We start from the raw sequence: 17,389 nt of genomic DNA on the forward strand, positions 1-17,389 counted from the left end.
ACGTTGTTAGTACCCATGATATACGTGATCTAATTTTGGGGAATTTGTTTTCATGCATTCCCGCCGCCCTCAGATTTTCGTCGACATTTTGCGGGGGCACGCGGTTGCTCACACCAAAAGTCCCGCGATCACGTTCCTCGGCGATGACGGCGACGAGCAGACGTGGAGCTATGGCGAGCTCGACGCGCGCGCGCGTGCGATGGCCGCCGCTCTGCTCGATGTGACGCAGCCCGGGCAGCGCGCGCTGTTGTTGTGTCCGCAGGGGCTCGAATTCGTCGCTGCTATTCTCGGCTGCTTCTATGCCGGTGTCGTTGCCGTTCCCGCCTATCCGCCGGCAAATGCGCGCCATTGGCCGAGGCTCGCGCGAATCCTCGCGGACTCGCAGGCCAGCGTCGTGGTGTCGACATCAGGCGCGAAGGCACGCACCGAGGCCTGGCTCGAGGGGATGCGTCGCGACGGAGCAGCGGCAGGCGCGCTGCTGATCTGCGAGGATGTCGATCTCCAGCTTGCCGACCGGTTCGTCGGGCCGGAGCTGTCGCCTGAAAACTACGCGTTCCTGCAATATACGTCGGGATCGACGATGTCGCCCAAGGGGGTCGTCGTCACGCACGCCAATCTGTTGGCGAACCTGATCATGATCCGCGACAGTTTCGGATTGACGAGCCGTTCGGATACGGTCAGCTGGCTTCCCGTCTTCCACGACATGGGGCTGATCGCCAGCCTTCTGGAGCAGCTGTTTCTTGGCGCGCGCGCGGTGTTGATGGCGGCGCCGACCTTCATCCGGCGGCCCGCGACATGGCTCGAAGCCATCACGCGCTTCCGTCCTGATTGGGTCGGGGCGCCCAACTTCGGATATGCGCGTTGCGTCGAGGGCGTCAGCGACGAGCAGCGGCGTGGGCTCGACCTGTCGTCTGTGCGTGTCGCCTATTGCGGCTCGGAGCCGGTCGATTCCCGTGTCGCAGACGCGTTTGCGGCCGCCTTTGCTCCGAGTGGCTTCGCTCCCAAATCGTTCCATCCTTGCTACGGCATGGCCGAGGTGACTTTGTTTGCCGCCGGAAGCGAACCCGGCAGCGGCGGCCGGCGTATTCACCTCGACGGTGCCGCGCTCGAGCGACGCCAGGCTCGGCGAGTCGACGCGGCAACGCCTGGCGCGAAGGTGTTGTTCTCATGCGGCAGGCCGCCACGCGGCGAGACGCTGCGCGTCGTCGATCCCGAGAGCTGTCGGCCACTACCGGATGGGGACGTCGGCGAAATCTGGCTGGCCGGTCCGCATGTTGCGCTCGGCTACTGGCGCAATCCCGAGCAGACGCGCGCATCGTTCGGCGCGAAGCTGGCAGGCGAGGGCGACAGCGAAAGCTACTTGCGCACCGGCGATCTCGGCTTTGTCGAGGCCGGCGAGGTCTGCGTGACCGGTCGCATCAAGGATCTGCTGATCATCCGTGGCCTCAATCATTATCCACAGGACATCGAGCGCACGGTCGCGGCCGCGCATCCAAGCCTGCAGCCGGCGGATTCGGGCGCGGCGTTTGCGATCTCGCGCGACGGCACCGAGCAGGCGGTCGTGGTGCACGAGGTGCGTCGTACGGCGCTGCGCCAGCTCGATGCAGAGAAAGTCGTCAGCGCGATCCGCGAGGCTGTCGCGCAGCAGCACGGGCTTGCCCTGGCGGCTGTCGTGCTGCTGCAGCCACCGACTTTGCCGCGGACGTCGAGCGGCAAGGTTCAGCGCCGCGAATGTGCCCGCGCCTTCGCGGCCGGCGAACTGGCCGAAGCGTATCGCTGGGAAGCGCCGGCGCTGCGCGTCGGACAGTCCGGCAGCGAAGCTGCGTCAGGCGCCCGTGAGAAGTCTGAGAGGCCCGGCAGCGCCGAGCGAGCCGAACGCGTGATCGGCTGGCTGCGCGATTATGCCGAGACGCGCATCGACTCCCGCCTCATCGACGAGCGCCGTGCGATGTCGCCTCACATCGTGCTCGATTTCGGCCGCATGGGCCTGCTCGGCATGCGGGCTTCGCAGGAGATCGGCGGTCTCGCGCTGTCGTATCGCGATATGCTTCGCGTGCTGCAGCAGATCGCGGCGATCGACACCACGATCGCGGCGTTCGTGGCGGCGCATAATGTGCTGGGTGTTCAGCCCGTGCTTCGCCATGGCACGGAGGCGCAACGCCGGCTGTTGCTGCCTGATCTCGCGCAGGGACGTCAGCTCGGAAGCTTCGCATTCACGGAGCCCGCGGCTGGCTCCAATTCGGCGGCGATCGCGGCGACGGCGGTCGAGAACGACGACGGCACGTTCACGCTGAACGGCAGCAAGCGCTGGATCGGCACGGCGGCCTGGGCCGGCACCATTCATGTCTTTGCCCGCGTCATCGATCGTGCCGGCGTGAATCGCGGCGTCACCGCGTTCACGCTCGCGCAGCACACGCCAGGTCTGGTTCAGGGACCGGAAGAGCTGACGGTCGGCCTGCGCGGGATGGTGCAGAACTGCGTCGAGCTGCGCGACGTCAGGGCCACTGCGGCCGATGTGCTCGGCGAGATCGGGCGCGGCATGCAGATCGCCCAGGACATTCTGCAGTTGGGCCGTGCGTGCACGGCCGCGGTCTCGGCAGGGGTGCTGAAGCGCAGCGCCCAGCTCATGGTGCGCTATGCCGGCCGGCGGCAGATTGCGTCGGGACGGCTGCTCGACAACATCATGTCGCGGGACCGATTGACGGCGCTGCTGGTCGAAGCGGTCGCGCTCGATCAGTTCGTCGACGCCCTCGCCGGATGGCTCGACGCGGGACTAGACGTGCCTGCGGAGATCTACGCGGCGATCAAGGCACTCTCGGCGGAGGCCGCCTATCGCGGCGTGGACAGCCTCGTCCAGATGCTCGGCGGGCGCGGCTATATCGAGACCAATCTCGCGCCCCAGATGCTGCGCGACGTTCGCCTGCTGCGCATCTTCGAAGGACCGACCGAGACGATGCAGATGTTCGTCGGCAGCCGTATCGCCGCCGGCAGCGAGCCGTTGCACTCCTTCTTGCAAGACCATCTGAAGGCTCGCGCGCTCAGTGAGGCGCTCGATGGCGCGGCGCGGCGGCTCGTGCAGACGAATGTCGATGTGCAGCGGCGCGTCGCGCTTCTCGCCGAGCTCGGCTGCTGGACGGTGTGGTGCGCCGTGCTCGATGTCGCAAAGGACGTCGGTGCCGCGGCGTCAGATCCGCTCGCGGCACGCGCGCGCGACTGGACCGGGCAGCGCCTAGCCCTCGCGGCCAAGGCGGTCGACGACGCGATGGCCGGTGCCACACCCGAGGCGCTTGAGGTCACCGAGATTGAAGCTGCGGTGGCACGGTTCGCTGGTGACATCGGCGATCACGAACAGCATCGGCCCGGCGTCGTCGATCAGATCGATCCGCTGTTGCGGCGGGAGGACCGCCCTGTCGAGATCACGAGCACGCAGCCGTCGGCGCTCGCGCACGCGCCGATATCGGCGCCGCGCGTGAAGGTCATGCCGCTGCAAGGCGTGCTGGGCGCGGCGTTGCAGACGCGCGCGATGGTCAGTGCTCCAGGCGCTCCGGACCAGCTCGGAATCGAGCGCTGGCTGCAGCAGTGGATTGCCAGACGCGCCCAACTGGACATCGCGAGCGTCGACAGGCGACGTGCATTTGCGGATTTTGGCCTGGACTCCGTCACCTCGGTCGAACTCGCATCGGACCTGGCGCAGTTCGTCAAAGCCGAGGTGTCGCAGACCGCTGCATGGGACTACCCCAACATCGAGGGGTTGGCGCGGGCCACGGCCGAAAGCCTCGCCGCGCGGGCAGGCAGCGATGTCCCGGCTCGCGCGCCGCGTGACCGGCGCAGCATGGTGGTGCCGACGAAAGCCCGCGTCGCCGCGGTCGATCTCGATGGGCTGTCCGAGAAGGAGCTTGCGGCACTGTTGTCCGCTGAGATCGACGGCCGGGATCGCCAGCCATGATGGATCGGCGCGGACTTGCACCTGAGGGCGAAGCCCGGCAGGCGGAACGACCTATTCACGATGTGCTGCGGCTCGCCTATGAACAGATCCGTTCGCTGCGCGTCGAGCTCGCCGAGCGCGATGCGGCCGCGAGCGAGCCGATCGCCGTTGTTGGCATGGGCTGCCGCTTCCCGGGCGGTGCGCGTGACGCCGCGAGCCTGTGGCGTGTTCTGCGCGATGGGGTCGACGCCGTCGGCACTGTTCCGCGCGCGCGGTTCGATGCTGATGCGCTCTATGACCCCGATCCCGATGCTCCCGGCAAGATCCTGAGCCGGAGCGGCGCCTTCATCGAGGACGTCGATTGCTTCGACTCCGAACTGTTTGGAATTTCTCCGCTCGAAGCGGCGAACATGGATCCGCAGCAGCGCGTCCTGCTGGAGGTCGTCTGGGAGGCGCTGGAGGACGCTGGCTACGATCCGCTCGGCCTGAGCGGCAGCCGCACCGGCGTCTATGTCGGAATGATGTACCAGGATCACTACGCCCGGCAGCTGCGCGAGATGGGGCGTGACGAGATCGGCGCCTATCTCGGCACGGGTGCGACCTTCAGCGCCGCCGCCGGCCGCGTATCGTATGTGCTCGGTCTGCAGGGACCGAGCATCGTAGTCGACACGGCGTGCTCGTCGTCGCTGGTGAGCGTGCATCTGGCCTGTCAGGCGCTGCGCAACAACGAATGCGACATCGCGCTCGCGGGCGGCGTCAACGTCATGCTCGTTGCCGAGCCGACGATCAACCTGTCGCGTGCGCGCATGATCTCGCCGAGCGGCCGCTGCCGGACCTTCGATGCGGCTGCTGACGGCTATACGCGCGGAGAAGGGTGCGGCGTCATCGTATTGAAGCGGCTGTCGGCGGCCGAGGCCGACGGCGATCGCATTCTCGGCCTGGTGCGCGGTTCGGCCGTGAACCAGGATGGCCGGAGCAACGGTTTCACCGCGCCGAGTGGCGCGGCGCAACGCGCCGTCTTCCGCGATGCCTTGGCCGCAGCCGGCGTGACGGCGGCGGATGTCGGCTACGTCGAATGTCACGGCACCGGCACGCCGCTCGGCGATCCAATCGAGGTCGGCTCGATCGGGGATGTCTATGGCGACCGGCCCGCGGAGCGCCCGCTGGCGCTGGGCGCGGTCAAGACCAATTTCGGTCATCTGGAAAGCGCCGCGGGGATCTGCGGTGTGATCAAGGCGTTGCTGGTCTTGCAGCACGGTGAGATTCCGCCGAGCCTGCATCTGCGCGAGCTCAACCCGAAGATCAGGTTGTCGGGCCGGCCGATCCAAATTCCAACGGCGCCGACGCCCTGGTTCGGCAATGGCCCGCGGCTGGCGGCGGTCAACGCCTTCGGCTTCGTCGGCACCAATGCGCAGGTGATCCTCGAGGCGGCGCCCGTCGACATGAAGCCGGCACGGCCGATCACCGGCAGGGATGATGTTGCAGATGTGCCGGGCGAACTGCCGCGCGGACAACATTGGGTGTTGCCGCTGTCGGCAACCGGCCCGGACGTGCTCGATGCGTTGTGTACGCGCTACGCCGACCGTCTCGCGCAGGCTCGTCGGAACGAATTGGCTGATATTTGCTTCACCGCGAGCACCGGACGCGCTCATCTGCCCGAGCGGGTCGCGATCGTCGCAGCTGATGCGGCGGAGATGTCCGAGTTGTTGCGGGAAGGCGCCTCGGGTCGCTCGGCGCGAGTTTTGCGTGGGCATGCCCCTCGCGAGGCCGTTCGCCCGGTGCTGCTGTTCACGGGGCAAGGCTCGCAACATGCCGGCACCGGCCGCCGGCTCTATGCATCCCAGCCGCGCTTTCGCGACGCGCTCGATCATTGCTGTGAGGTGCTGCGCGAGCAGGTGGGACTGCGGCTGACCGATCTGCTGTTTGCCGAGCCGGGCTCTGCACAGGCGGCTCTGCTGGACCAGACGCGCTACACGCAACCGGCACTGGTCGCGTTGCAACTGGCGCTGCTCGAACTCTGGCGGCACTGGGGTGTCGAGCCGGCGGCCGTGCTCGGACACAGCGTCGGTGAAATCTCTGCGGCGGCCGCCGCCGGCGTGCTGACGCCGGAGGATGCGCTGCGTCTGGCCGCGATCCGCGGCAGCCTGATGCAGGAGCTGCCGCCGGGCGGCGGCATGGCGGTGGTGTTCGCCCCGGCGAGCTGGGCGCGACAGGCGGTGGCGGCGTTTCCCGAGACGCTCGCCGTCGCCGGCTTCAATGCACCGGGCGAGAACGTGATCTCAGGCCGCCTCGAGGATCTTCTCGTCGTCATCGAAAGGGCCAAGGCGGACGGGATCGAGGTCAAGCGGCTGTCTGTCTCGCATGCCTTCCACTCGCCGCTGATGCGCCCGATGGTCGCGCGCCTGCGCAGCGCGCTCGCCGGGATCAGCATGCAGGCGCCCGTCGTTCCGCTGGTGTCGAACCTGACCGGCCGCTTCGTGACGCCCGACCATATCGCGCAGCCGGACTACTGGTGCGAGCACGTGCTGGCACCGGTCCGTTTCGAGGACAGCGTGCGCACGCTGGCAGCGGCCGGCTACACACACGCGCTCGAGCTCGGACCGCAGCCGACGCTGGCTGGTCTGGCGATGCAGACCGTGCCTGAGCTGACCGCCTGTCCGGCGCTGCGGCGTGGCCGCGACGATGACGAGACGGCGTGCCTGGCGCTCGCACGTCTTCACGTTGATGGCGTTGCGATCGACTGGCGCGCCGTGCATGCCGGATCCGACCGGCATCGCACCGAAGCGCCGCATTATCCGTTCCGGCGCGAGCGTCACTGGCTTTATCCCGAGGAGGATCGCAGGCCGGTCGAATTAGCCGGGCCGCGTGGTCGTGGCTCCGAGCTGCTGCTGGGTGAGCGCGTCGATGTGGTGGGAGCGCCCACGGGGACACAGACGTGGGAGGTCGACGCAGATTTTTCGCGACGCCGCTATCTCAGGGAGCACGCGCTGCTGGGACGCGCGATCTGGCCGGTCTCGGCCCAGATCGAGCTGGCGCTCGAAGCGGCGCGCGCCGGCCTGTCGGTCGATTGCTGCGAGATCGAAGACATCGAGCTGGTGCGGACGCTGTACGCGGAGGATCCTGCAGCCCAGCGCATTCAGGTTCAGCTCGAGCAGCGCCCGGGAGGCTCGGCCGCGCTCAGCATCCATGCGCGCCGCGCCGGTGACGACGCGATCGGATGGCAGCTTCACACCCGCGCGCAGGTGCGGCTGCGGCGCGACGGCGCTGTGCAGAGATCTGAGATCACGGCGCGCGATGAAGCGCCGGCGGTTGCCGCTCGCACTGCGCTCGAATTCTCGATGATGTTCTTTGCGGCGATAGAGTCCGACGAGCCGGCCGACCGCTACGCGCTGATCCTCGAGGCGGCCCGGCGAGGCGATGCGGCTGGATTCGGCGCCGTCTGGGTGCCGGAGCGTCACTTCACGCCGATGGGAAGTCTGTATCCGAATCCATCGGTGTTGCATGCCGCGCTGGCGCGCGAGACGCGCCGCATCCATTTGCGGGCCGGCAGCGTGGTGTTGCCGCTGCATCACCCGATCCGCATCGCCGAGGAATGGGCGATGGTCGACAATCTGTCGGGCGGCCGCATCGGCATCTCGCTGGCGCCAGGCTGGAATCCTGCCGATTTCCTTCTGGCGTCCGGCAACTACGAGGATCGCTATCGCGATCTCTACGACGGCGTCGGGCGCGTGCGCGCGCTGTGGCGCGGCGAGCCCGTCGTCGTCGACGGCGCGAACGGGACCAGGACGGAGGTCCGGGTCTATCCGACCCCGTTGCAGAAGGAGCTGCCGCTGTGGATCACGGCGGCGCGCAATCCGGAATCGTTCCGGCAGGCCGGTGCGTTGGGCACGCACCTGCTGACACATCTGCTCGACCAGGATGTCGACGCGCTCGCCGAGAAGATCGCGATCTATCGTGCGGCGCGCGCCGAGCACGGCCACGATCCGGCTTCCGGCCGCGTCACGGTGATGTGCCACACCTTTGTTGCCGGCGATATCAAGACGGTTCGTCGCGTGGCCCGCAAGCCGTTCTGCGACTATCTCAAGGCGAGCAAGCCGCTGCTGCGCGGGCTCGCCGAAAGCCGCGGCCAGGACTTCGACATCGACGCGCTCTCCGACGCCGACATGGAGGCGTTCGTCGGCTTTCTCTACGAGCGTTTCGAGGGCACGCGCGCGCTGTTCGGCACGCCGGACAGCTGCCTCGACATGACGCTGCGGCTGCGCGCGGCGGGAGTGGACGAGATCGCCTGCCTGCTGGATTTCGGTCTTGGTGATCAGGATATCCTGGCCCACCTGCCGCAGCTCGCCGCGCTGCGCGATCTGCATGAGCAGGCCTGCGCGCGTGAGACGCCGGCGGTTGGAATTGATGCTGCTATCGCGACAGACGACGGCGCCTTGCCGCAGCAGGACGCGTTTGTCGACCTCACCGCCGCGCAACAACGCTGTCCCGTCGACGTGCCCGTTGCCGATTTCTATCGCGATCTCGCGGCGCGTGGAGTCGAGCTGACCGGAAGCCTGCAGGTTTTGAGTTCGATTACGGTTGGCGAGGGCCGTGCGATCGGCCGCCTTTTAGGCCGCGTGCGCGGCAGCCAAGCACGCGAGGTCGGCGCCCCCTTCATCGATGGCTGTCTGCAGACGGCGCTCGCCGCGTTGTTGCATCATGTCAAGGCGAGCGATCCCGATGGCATCTTCGTTCCGACGAGGGTGGGCAGCGTGCAGTTGCATCGCCCTGTCGCGGAATGGCCCGAGGACGACATCAACGCGGCTGCGCGGATCGCGCGCGGGTCTGCCGGCTCGTTGAGCGGGAGCGTCATCGCGCTCGACGCAAATGGGCAGCCCTTGCTGTCGATCCGCGACCTCGTCGTCGAGCGGCTCAAGACCGAGGCCGCCGAGGATGAAATCGCGCAGTGGGGCTACGAGGTCAGTTGGCGCGCCAGCCAGGCTGCGGCAGCGTCCGCGGCAGCGCCGCCCCTCGCAACCTGCGAGAACTGGATCGTGCTGGCCGATACCAGGGGTGTCGCCGATGCGTGGCTGAGCGCCACCGTCGGCAGGCCGCTTTGCGTCCGCCGATTCGAGCAGCAGGCGGATCAGCCACTTGGTGATCCGTTCGCTTGGCTTGATGCGCTTGATCTGAAGAAGTGCCCCGGCATTCTCTGCCTGTGGCCGCTGGATACGCCGCCGATCTCGGAGCTCGACGGTGAGACCGTGCTCGCAGAGCAGTCGCGGGGTGTCGCGACCATCGTCGCCCTGGTGCAGGCGGTCGCGCGCCGCGCGGGTTGTCCGACGCGCATCTTCATCGGGACATCGGACGCTCAGGCGGTCCGTGACGATGACGCGGTCGCGGGCTGCGCGCATGCGAGCCTGTGGGGCATGGCGGCGGCCGTTGCGCGTGAACACCCGCGGCTGTGGGGCGGCATCGTCGACCTCGATCCCAAGGCGACGCCTGCAAAAGCCGCCGCGGGGATCGCCGCTCTGTTGCGGGCCGCGCCCGGCGAGGATCAGATTGCGCTGCGAGGCGGCGCCTCCTATGTGCGACGGCTCGTCCGCGCGCCGCTGCGTCCCGCCGTCGAAGAGATCGGCGTCAGCGGCGATGGCGCCTACCTGATCGCAGGCGGTCTCGGTGGCCTTGGCCTCGCGGTTGCGCGCTGGCTGGTCGAGCAGGGCGCACGGCATCTGCTGCTGCTGGCACGCTCAGTGCGGGATGCCGATGATCCGCTCATCGCCGACCTCACCGCGCGCGGTGCGACCGTGGACTACAGGAGCGTCGACATCGGCGATGCCGCTGCGCTCGCACGCATCCTCGACGATTGGAAGGCAGCCGGCCGGCCCGCCATCCGCGGAGTCATCCACGCTGCCGGTGTGTTTCACGATCAATCGCTGGAAGCGGTCAAGGCGGCCGATGTCGAGGCAGGCTTGCGCGCCAAGCTGGTCGGGGCTCTCGCCCTGGATCGCGCGCTGGCAGATCAGCCGCTGCAGTTCTTCGTGCTGTTTTCGAGCTTCTCTTCGTTGACACCGCCGGCGGGACAGTCCGTCTACGCGTCGGCCTGCGCCTTCCTCGACAGCCTTGCCGAGCGGCGCCGGGCGAGCGGACAGGTCGCCTTGTCGGTCGCATGGGGCGCCTGGTCCGATGTCGGCTTCGCCACCACGGCCTATGGGCAGCAAGCGCATGCGCGTCTGGCGCAGGCCGGGATGAAGCGAATGACGCCAGCGCAGGGCATTGCGGTGCTGGCGCGGCTGCTCGGTCATCGCTCGCCGTCACGCATCGCCGTGCTGCCGGGCGATCTCGGACTGCTCGCCGAACATGACAGCCACCTCGCAGGATTGCCGCTCCTGCGCGACGTGCTGGGCGATAAGGCTGGCCGGGCCGCGCCGCAATCTGCGGCCGCGGCAGCATTCCTGGCGAAGCTGAAGCTGGGCGACGTCGACGAGCAGCGCGAGCTGCTTGCAAGCGCGCTGTGCAACATCGTCGGCGACATCTTGAAACAGCGCCGCGAACGCATCGAAATGAGCCGTCGGCTGACCGATCTCGGACTCGATTCGCTGGTTGCCATGCAGTTCAAGAACCGCGTCGGCCGCGACCTCGGTCTGGATGTCTCGCTGGTCGATCTGCTGCGTGGAGCCAGCATTGCATCCCTCACAGAGGCGCTGCTGATCGGCGTCCGCGTCGACGCTGTCAGGGCGAAGCAGGCTCCTGCCGATGTCGATCAGGGACGAGAAAAGGTACGGGATGAGTTCACGCTCTGATCTGCTGCAGCTGCTGGAGACCTGCGCGCGCCAGGGCATCGATCTCGGCGTCGCCGGGGAGGATCTGCGCGTCAGCGCGCCCGCGGGCGTGGTGACGGCGGAGCTCCGGGACCAGCTGCGCTTTCACAAAGCGGAACTGATCACCTATCTGAATAGGGGACACGCCGCGCCGGCGCCGGCGATCGGTCCAGCGCCGGCAGGCGCCGACCGGACCCGGCTCTCGCTGGCCCAGCAAAATCTGTGGTTCCTGCATCAGCTCGATCCGGCAAGCCTTCCTGCCTATGTCCTGCGCCAGGCGATCCGCATCGAGGGCGATCTCGATCCCGCGCGCTGGCGGGCCGCGCTCGACAGCAGCGTGCAGCGCCATGACAGTCTGCGGACGACGTTCGATGTGGTCGATGGCCAGCCCGTCGCGCGCATCCACGCCCGCGTCACAGTGCCGTTTCGCAATGTCGATCTCCGCGCGCTTTCGCCGAGCGAGCGCGACGCGGCGCTGGCTGCGCTGATGGATGCCGACGGCCGTCACGCGTTCGATCTCGCCGAGCCGCCGTTGCTGCGCGCGACACTGGTCCAGCTGGCTGAGCGCGACTGGTGCTTCCTGGTCTGCGCCCATCACCTCATAGCCGACGCCTGGTCGGCGGGCGTGGTTTTGCGCGAGATGGTCGAGCATTATCGCGGCACGAAGCTGCCGCCGCCGCGACTGCAATTCGCTGACGCCGTGCATTGGCAGGCGGATCAGCTTGCCGGGACTGAGACCGACCGCGATCTCGCCTATTGGCGTGAGCATCTTGCCGACGCTCCTGAATTGCAGCTCCCGACCGACCGGCGCGCGCCGGCCGCGCCCGACTATCGCGGGGCGTCGGAGCCGTTCACGCTGCCGGCGGATGTGGCCGATGCGCTGGCAGGTCTCGCACGCCGGCAGGGCGTGACGATGTTCTCGGTCATGCTCGCCGCCTTCGGTCTGTTGTTGCAGCGCTATGCGGCGAGCGACGACATCTCGATCGGCACCTCCATTGCTGGACGCAATGAGCGCGAGCTCGAGGACATCGTCGGCTTCTTCGCCAGCCTGCTCGTGCTTCGTTTCGACCATGGCGGCCGCGACGCCGCCTTTCGTGATCTTCTCACGCAAGTCCACCGTGAGGTGCTGCAGGGCTTCTCGCATCAGGCAACGCCATTCGACGCTGTCGTGAAGGCCGTCCGGCCTGACCGGATGATCGGCCAGAATCCCCTGTTCCGCGTGCTGTTCCTGTTCCTGAAGAGCGACGTCGAGCAACTGTCTCTCCCCGGTCTTCGGTTCAGCACCGTTCAGATGCCGAGCGTTACCTCCAAGTTCGATCTTAGCTTGCACGTCGAGCAGACGACCGACGGCTGGTGCGGCCTGATCGAGTACAAGACCTGCTTGTTCAGGCCGGAGACGATCAGGCAGATGCGGGACGGCCTACTCGCGCTGCTGCAAGCGATCGCACACAACGATGCCGTGCCGGCCAGCCTGCTTCCGGTCATCAACTCCGCTACGCGCATCGAGCTGATCCAGCGGCGCAACGAGATCGATCGCTTCATCGTCCCCGATGAGACTTTGCATGGCTGGTTTGCACGCCAGTCGCGCCGCTACGCCGACCGCATCGCCGTGACCGACGGCGATGCGCAGCTGACCTATGCCGAACTCGACCGTCGCGCCAACCGGTTCGCGCGCAGGCTGTCGGCTTGCGGCATCGGGCAGGAAGATCGCGTCGCTGTCTACCTCGACCGGTCCTGCGACATGATCGTCGCCATCCTCGGCATTCTGAAGTCGGGCGCGGCCTATGTGCCGCTGGACCCGCGCGATCCCGCAGCGCATCTGGCCGCGACGCTTGCCGCCAGCCGCACGGCTGTCGTGGTCACGTCGCGCGCCATGGTCCAGCAGCTCGATGTCGGCGAGGTGCAGGCCATCCTCATTGACGCGCCCGGTGCTTCATCGCTCGCCGATGACCGGCGGCCCCAGGTTGAGGTTACGCCGGCGAATGCGGCCTATGTGATTCACACGTCCGGCTCGACCGGGCGGCCGCGCGGCGTCGTGGTCAGCCATGGCAATGTCACGCGACTGCTGGCGGCCACGCAGGCCTGGTTCGACTTCACCTGCGATGACGTCTGGACGCTGTTCCACTCCTTCGCCTTCGATTTCTCGGTCTGGGAAATGTGGGGCGCGCTGCTGCATGGCGGGCGCGTGGTCATCGTGCCCTATCTCACCAGCCGGGCTCCGGAGCAGTTCCTCGATCTGCTGGTGGAGGAGGGCGTCACGGTGCTGAATCAGACGCCATCGGCGTTCCGGGCGCTGATCGCGGGCTCGCGCCACGCCGAGCGCGCCGCTGCCTTGCGGCTGCGGACCGTGATCTTCGGTGGCGAAGCGCTCGATCCGTCGATGCTGGCGCCGTGGTTCGACGCTCACGGCGACCAGCGGCCGCAGCTCTTCAACATGTACGGGATCACCGAGACCACCGTTCATGTCACGCAGCGGCGGATCACACAGCCGGACTGCTTGGGCACCAGCCGGAGTCTCATTGGACAGCGCATCCCCGACCTTGCGCTCTACATCCTCGACGACGCCTTGCAGCCCTCGCCGGAGGGCGTGCCGGGCGAGCTCTATGTCGGCGGCGCCGGCGTGTCGCGCGGCTATCTGCATCTTCCCGGTGCCACCGCGGCGCGCTTTGTCCCGGACCCTTACGCAGCCGATTCGGGTGCGCGGCTGTATCGAACCGGCGATCTGGCGTGCTGGCGGCCCGACCGTGACATCGAATATCTCGGCCGCTGCGATGATCAGATCAAGCTGCGCGGCTTCCGGATCGAACCTGGCGAGATCGAAGCCGTTCTGACGGCCCATCATCAAGTGCGCGATGCGGTGGTCGTGGTCCGCGAGGATTCGCCCGGCCGGCGGCAACTCGTCGCCTACTACTTGGCTGCGGCTGATGATCCCGATATGGCAGTTGATCTGCGCTTGCGTTGCGAGCGGGCGCTGCCGTCGCACATGGTGCCGGTCGCTTTCGTGGACTTGCCGAGTTGGCCGCTGACGCGCAACGGCAAGCTCGATCGCAAGGCGCTTCCGGCTCCGGGCGGCATCGCCCGTGCCGCCTCCGGCACCTATGAACCGCCTTGCACCGATACCGAACGCGCGATCGTACGCGTATGGCAAGAACTGCTTGGTGCGCAGCGCGTCGGACGATCAGATGATTTCTTCGCGCTCGGCGGCGACTCGATCATCAGCCTGCAGGTGCTCGCCAATCTGCGCCGGGCAGGATTCTCAACCTCGGTTGCGACGCTCTATCGCTGTCCGCGCGTGGCCGAACTGGCCCGCGCGATCGATGCTGAAGCCGCGCAGACTGCAGAGCGGCCGGAGCTGACCAGATCGTCGACGCCTCCCTTCGCTTTGCTCTCTGCGGCCGATCGCGCGCGCATCCCGGCCGGGATCAGCAATGCCTATCCGTTGTCGCGGCTGCAGGCCGGCATGCTGTTCGAGGAACAGCTCAATCCGGCGGACTGTCTGTATCGCGACGTGTTCACGTTCCACGTCCGGCTGCCGCTCGATCTACAGGCGTGGACCGCCGAACTCGCTGCCGCGATGGCGCAGCACGACGTGCTGCGCACCAGCCTTTCGCTGGACCATTTCGATGAGCAGCTGCAGCTCGTGAACGAGGTTGCGGCGCCGCGCTGCAGCGGCGAGGACATCTCGGCCCTCGGTCACGACGCGCAGGAACGGCGGATCCTCGACATCGTCGAGCAGATGCGGCGCACGCCATATGAGCTCGCTGCGGCGCCCCTGCTGCGCTTCCATCTGCTGCGGCGTTCTGCTGACGAGATGCAGATCGTGCTCGGCTTCCATCATGTCATCCTCGATGGATGGAGCGTCGCGACCCTGATGACGCAGTTGCTGTCCGGCTACGCCAGTCGTTGCCGCGGCGGCATTGCCTTGAACGGCAGGCGTCCGCCGGTCGCGTTCGCCGAACTGATTGCGCGGGAACGCGAGGCGGTCGCTGCGCCGGTCCACCAGCAGTTCTGGGCGGCGGAGGTCGAACGGCTGCCGTCGAGCCGCGTGCCAAGGTCGCCGAACGCGGCCGGGTCTCGCGGCCGCGACATCCGGCTGGTCCCGGTGCCGATCGCGGCCTCGGTCGCGTCAGGCCTACGCGTGTTGGCGGCCCGGGCGGAGGCGCCCTTGAAGAGCGTGCTGCTCGCGGCGCATTTGCGCGTGCTGTCGTTCCTGACCGGAGAGAATACGGTCGCGACCGGCGTGACGATCAATTGCCGTCCCGAAGCCGACGGCGGGGAGCGCGTGCTCGGCCTGTTCCTGAACACGCTGCCGCTGCAGCTGTCGCTGGCTGATGCCGGAAACAGTGTCGACCTGGTGCGGGACACATTCGCTGCCGAACGCCGCTTGCTGCCGCATCGGCATTATCCGATGGCTGCGATCAAGACGCTCGCCGGCGGCCGGAGCCTGTTCGATGCCGTTTTCAACTTTGTCCATTTCCACGTCTACGAGGCGATCACGCAACAGGGCGGGGTCGAGGTTCTCGGCTACAGGGTGTGGGAACAGACGGACTTCCCCCTGATCCTGCAGGCCAGCGTGCTGCCGTCCTCCGAGACGCTCGAGCTGGTGATGATCGCCGACACGACCGTGTTTCCGGCCGCGCAACTCGAGCGCATGGCCGGTTACTACGCGCGCTGTCTGGAGACGATGGCTGCGACCATAGACGCATCATGGTCATCGGTAAGCCTTCTCTCGGCCGCGGAGCTGAGCTTGCTCCTGAATCGCGGGCAGGCCCAGTCGCTTGCGGTCCGTGAGGAGATGGCCGCTCCGGCCGGCCTGCACAAGCGCTTCCTGCTCATGGCGCGCCGCCAGCCGGATGCGATCGCCGTGACGGACGCGGGTGAAGCCGTGAGCTATGCCGAGTTGGCGAGGCGAAGTGCCCGGCTCGCGCATCATCTGCGTGCGCTCGGCGTCCTCGGCGAGACGCGGGTCGGCCTGTGCCTGAATCGCTCGGTCGACCAGGTCGTCGCCATTCTTGCGGTGTTGCAGGCGCAAGGAATCTACGTGCCGCTCGATCCCGCGCACCCGCCTGGCAGGCTCCAAGGCACCATCGCGGATAGCGCAGCGCTGCTGGTGCTGGCGCATGCCGAGCACGCCGAGATGTTGCGGCCGGCGCGTGTTGTGCTGATGGACGATGATGCGCCGTGGCGTGACCTGCCGGACTTGCCTCCGCCCGGGGTGACGAGTCCCGACAGTGGCGCCTACGTCATCTACACCAGCGGATCGTCCGGCCGGCCAAAAGGAGTCGTCGTCTCGCACAGCAATGCGACGCGTCTGTTCGAAACGACGGCTGCGATCTACACGCCCTCGGCCGAAGATGTGTGGACGCTGTTTCATTCCTATGCGTTTGATTTCTCGGTATGGGAGATCTGGGGCGCATTGCTCCATGGCGGACGTCTCGTCGTGGTGCCGCAGGACACCAGCCGCGCGCCCGGCGAGTTTCTCGACCTGGTCGAACGCGAGCGGGTGACGATTCTCAATCAGACCCCGGCGGCATTTGCCCAGCTTACGGCTGAAGACGCGCGGCGTGACAGCTCTGGCATTCGTCGGCATCTCGCGTTGAGGCACGTGATCTTTGGCGGCGACGTACTGCACGCCGCGACGCTCGCGGACTGGATCCGGCGCCGTGGCGACGCGCAGCCGGTTCTGACCAACATGTACGGCATCACCGAGACGACGGTGCATGTCACCCATCGGCGCATCCGCGCAGCCGATGCGTGCGAGCCGCAAGGCAACATGATCGGCGTGCCGATCCCGGACCTCGGTGCCTATGTCATGAACGCGGATGGGGAGCTGGTGCCGGTCGGCACGGCCGGCGAACTCCATGTCAGCGGCGCCGGCGTGGCGCGCGGCTATCTCGGGCGCGGCGGGTTGACGGCATTGCGCTTCGTCCCGGACCCCTTCCGCGCCGGCCGTCTCTATCGAACCGGAGATGCGGGGCGCTGGCATGACAACGGCGAGCTGGAGTTTCTCGGTCGTCTCGACGGCCAGATCAAGGTGCGCGGCTTCCGCGTCGAGCTCGGCGAAATCGAGCAGGTGCTCCGCGCCGTCGGGGTGCGCGACGCCGTGGTGCGGCAGCAGGGCGAGAGCGGGCGGCTCGTGGCGTATTGCGTGCCGGCCGAGGGGCAGGCGCTCGATGCGCGCAGTCTGCGCCGAGGATGCGAGGCCGTGTTGCCCGACTACATGGTGCCGGCGGCCTATGTGATGCTCGACGCGTTGCCCTTGACGATCAACGGCAAGCTGAACGCCGCGGCGTTGCCGCCGCCCGATGACGGCGCGCTGCTCACGACGAGTTTCGTCGCGCCACGAAATGCCATCGAGGAAGGCCTGTGTGAGATCTTCAGATCGGTGCTGCAGATCGAGCGCGTCGGTGTCGAGGACAGCTTCTTCGCGCTGGGCGGTCATTCGCTGCACGCGACGCAACTGTTGTCCCGCACCCGGCAGGTGTTCGGCATCGATCTGCCGCTGCGCGCCGTGTTCGAAGCGACCACGGTTGCACAACTCGCGCAGCGCATCGCCGAGCTCGGGGCAACGGCCGCGGCAAGCCCGGACGCCCGTCTGTCCGGAACGGAAGAGCGTTTGCGGCCACGGCGCCGGCAGCGTGCGACTCTCGATGGCCGGTAAACG

General features: G+C 67.6%; 3 protein-coding genes. All 3 read left to right on the forward strand.

The window, feature by feature from the left end; genetic code table 11:
* The first annotated feature begins 52 nt into the window (after positions 1 to 52).
* Genes ACQR1I_RS05825 through ACQR1I_RS05835 form a run of 3 tightly spaced genes read left to right on the forward strand, consistent with a single transcriptional unit; the run spans position 53 to position 17,386 of the window.
* Positions 53 to 3,946, forward strand: coding sequence for an AMP-binding protein (locus ACQR1I_RS05825; RefSeq protein ID WP_434867577.1), 3,894 nt, complete (start codon positions 53 to 55; stop codon positions 3,944 to 3,946).
* Entirely contained in the window at positions 3,943 to 10,707 is a 6,765-nt protein-coding gene (locus tag ACQR1I_RS05830) for a MupA/Atu3671 family FMN-dependent luciferase-like monooxygenase (RefSeq protein ID WP_434867576.1), read from the forward strand. Before ACQR1I_RS05825 ends, ACQR1I_RS05830 begins: the two co-directional genes overlap by 4 nt.
* Positions 10,691 to 17,386 (forward strand): amino acid adenylation domain-containing protein, encoded by a 6,696-nt coding sequence (locus tag ACQR1I_RS05835; RefSeq protein ID WP_434867575.1) that lies wholly within the window; start codon positions 10,691 to 10,693, stop codon positions 17,384 to 17,386. The genes ACQR1I_RS05830 and ACQR1I_RS05835 overlap by 17 nt, the downstream gene beginning before the upstream one ends.
* Positions 17,387 to 17,389 lie beyond the last annotated feature (3 nt).

Origin of the sequence: Bradyrhizobium sp. HKCCYLS2038, assembly GCF_051167655.1 — a bacterium.
Taxonomy (GTDB): domain Bacteria; phylum Pseudomonadota; class Alphaproteobacteria; order Rhizobiales; family Xanthobacteraceae; genus Bradyrhizobium.

Coding starts and splice junctions, on each gene's coding strand:
- ACQR1I_RS05835 (WP_434867575.1), top strand. CDS start 10,691: ATGAGTTCACGCTCTGATCTGCTGCAGCTGCTGGAGACCTGCGCGCGC.
- ACQR1I_RS05825 (WP_434867577.1), top strand. CDS start 53: ATGCATTCCCGCCGCCCTCAGATTTTCGTCGACATTTTGCGGGGGCAC.
- ACQR1I_RS05830 (WP_434867576.1), top strand. CDS start 3,943: ATGATGGATCGGCGCGGACTTGCACCTGAGGGCGAAGCCCGGCAGGCG.